The sequence below is a fragment of the Bacteroidales bacterium genome (assembly GCA_023229505.1).
Classification (GTDB): domain Bacteria; phylum Bacteroidota; class Bacteroidia; order Bacteroidales; family JAGOPY01; genus JAGOPY01.
Genome location: JALNZD010000107.1, coordinates 1 through 2,537, shown reverse-complemented (window position 1 = coordinate 2,537; position 2,537 = coordinate 1). Strand labels below are relative to the sequence as shown.

Genomic DNA, 2,537 nt, shown 5'->3' with positions numbered 1-2,537 from the left:
TACCGTCACTCGCGCGTAAAATCCAGCCCGCCAAATCTATTTCCGCCTCGCTTTGATTTTTTAATTCCAACCACTCATTATTTGCACTCTCCGCCGTCCCCATCCAGGCAACTTCGTTGATCACTACGCTGGCTGTTTGCGCCCTGGCAAACGACCAATAAAAAAATCCTGAAAATAAGAACAGGATTAAAACAAACGCTTTTTTGTTTAAATGCATAGGTTATTTATTTAAATATTTCTCAACAATCATAAGCTGCTCGGGTGTGTTGATGCCGAAGCCTTCAACAATATTATCAACTAGATTTGCCTGAATTTTTTGCCCCTGCTCGCGCGCGAGCTCCACCAGGTCGGTCAAATAATATTCCTTGGCTTGGTTATGATCTTTCAATTTTTCAATATTTTGCCAAAGCCAGCCAGGCTTAAAACAATAATAGCCCAGATTTACTTCGGTAATTTTTTTCTCCTCCTCGCTCGCATCTTTAAGTTCCACTATGCGCAGAACCGAGCCGTCGCCGTTCCGGATAATTCGGCCAAAGTTATAAAAAGCGGCAAAATCTCCGTCAAAACTTTCAACCTGCCCGGTAATCAAGGTTAAAATTGCGCCGGACTGCTCATGCGCCGCGATTAATTTTATGAGAGTTTCTTCGCTTAACAGCGGATGATCGCCAGGCAAGACCACAATGCGTTCAAACTCTTTATTTTCCAATTCGGCCTTGGCGCAAGCGACTGCGTGTCCGGTGCCGAGCTGCTCTTTCTGCCAGACATAATGATATTTATTTTCCGTGGCCTCAATCACCTCTTCACCCTGATAGCCGACAATAATCGTTGGTCTGGGGCAAACAGTTTCAACTACTTTAAGCAGGCGAAAAATAATCGGCTCACCACCGACTTCCACCAACACCTTTGATCCGTTCGTTTGCATGCGCGTACCCTTACCGCCCGCTAAAATAATTATTTGCGTTTTATTCATTGAGATAAATAAAAATAGCCCGCTCGGGCTAATTCGCCGAAAACTATTACCATTATTTTAGCGAATTATTAAAAACTGAGCAAATAATAATCCTCCTCGGCGATTTGATAGAAGGATTTTTTATTTTGTGCCGGGGAGAGGACTTGAACCCCCATGGATTTCTCCGCATGCTCCTAAAGCATGCGCTTGCCCCGCACCTTTTTTATGATCTAAACAACTTCGAATCTGTGGGGATGGAGAGACTCGAACTCTCACACCATAAGGCACATGCTCCTAAGGCATGCGTGCCCGTCTGCCAAAGCCCTGTGCCGGAGAGAGGACTCGAACCTCCAAGGATTACTCCGCATGCTCCTAAAGCATGTGTGTCTACCAATTTCACCACTCCGGCACGAGGCACTGGCGGGCAGGTATACCAATTTCACCACATCCCCAAATCATTATAAACCTTTAAAAGGTGCGGGGTGAATCTACCAGCTTGCCCCGCACTAAGCTTTGCTTTGGTGCGGGGTTTCACCCGCCTGCCTTGACTTGCCGCCGGCAACCCCTTCCTAATACATCACAAATTGATGCAGGCAAACAATGCTACCTGGTGATTTAAGACGGTCAAGGCATGTCGGGCAGGCCACTCCAGCTTAATAAACAAAAAATAAAAAGATAAGAAAATGGAAAGATTATAATCATTCTTTTATCTTTCCTTCTTGCTATCTTCATTATCTTTCTATCTAATTTGAACTTCTTTGTCAATCATAGTTCACCCCGTTAGAAATTGTTTATTGGCTAAATCGCCTGTATATTATTTCAAATTTTACAGCCATAATCTTACGAAAAAGGGGTCTTATTTCTAACGGGGTAAAAAATGTGTTATAATTATTCCAGTAGAAACTAACTTTTTATTTTATTATTTTATGTCAGAAAAAAAACTCGCATTTAACCAAAAAGACGTGGACGAGCATCGCATTACCGCTGCCATTTCTTATCTGTGGATCGCCTGCCTGATCCCGCTGCTCGTTTCAAAGGGTTCGCCCTTTACGCAACATCACGCCAAACAAGGCCTGATATTATTTATTCTCTCCTTCCTTACTTGGATTCCATTCCTCGGCTGGGTACTCGCACTCGCCCTGATCATCGTCAGCGTGCTAGGCATCGTCAAATCATTAAATGGCGAATCCTGGGAAATCCCTTTCGTCTACGATTGGAGTAAAAAAATTAAACTATAATTTATATAAATACGAAGCACGAAATCCGAAATCCGAAACAAATTTTAATGACTAAAATTCAAAATCATAAACAGTTTAGAATTTTATTATTTTAATTTAAATATTGTTTCGAATTTCGATATTCGAATTTTTGAAAGAAAACTATGCCAAAATTCATCAAGTTCTACGATCAGGTGACAATTAAGGATGTTCCCTCGGTCGGCGGTAAAAACGCCTCTTTAGGCGAGATGTACCAGAAGCTGACAAGCGAAGGCGTAAGCGTGCCCTTCGGTTTTGCCACCACTGCCGAGGCCTATCACTACTTTTTAAAGGAATCCGGCGTAAAGATTAAAATTCAGGCCATCTTAAAA

Annotated in this window: 4 protein-coding genes and 2 tRNA genes; 2 read left to right on the top strand and 4 right to left on the bottom strand. The window is 42.6% G+C overall.

Annotated elements, in window-relative coordinates; genetic code table 11:
• The 4 genes from M0Q51_17440 to M0Q51_17425 form a co-directional block, all read right to left on the bottom strand.
• Positions 1 to 217 (bottom strand): lamin tail domain-containing protein (locus tag M0Q51_17440; protein ID MCK9401751.1); only part of this gene is annotated, 217 nt, incomplete at its 3' end.
• Positions 218 to 220: 3 nt separating this feature from the next.
• On the bottom strand, positions 221 to 970 hold the full coding sequence (locus M0Q51_17435) for an NTP transferase domain-containing protein (protein MCK9401750.1): 750 nt from the start codon (positions 968 to 970) through the stop codon (positions 221 to 223).
• A 228-nt stretch (positions 971 to 1,198) separates the two neighbouring features.
• Positions 1,199 to 1,275 (bottom strand) — tRNA-Leu (locus tag M0Q51_17430).
• 1 nt (position 1,276) lies between these two features.
• Positions 1,277 to 1,358 (bottom strand) — tRNA-Leu (locus M0Q51_17425).
• Between the two features lie 517 nt (positions 1,359 to 1,875).
• Between M0Q51_17425 and M0Q51_17420 the strand changes: the two genes are divergently transcribed.
• The gene (locus M0Q51_17420; protein ID MCK9401749.1) at positions 1,876 to 2,187 is read left to right on the top strand and encodes a hypothetical protein; all 312 of its coding nucleotides are present in this window, start codon (positions 1,876 to 1,878) and stop codon (positions 2,185 to 2,187) included.
• 143 nt (positions 2,188 to 2,330) lie between these two features.
• A partial coding sequence (locus M0Q51_17415; GenBank protein ID MCK9401748.1) for a hypothetical protein occupies positions 2,331 to 2,537 on the top strand: 207 nt, incomplete at its 3' end.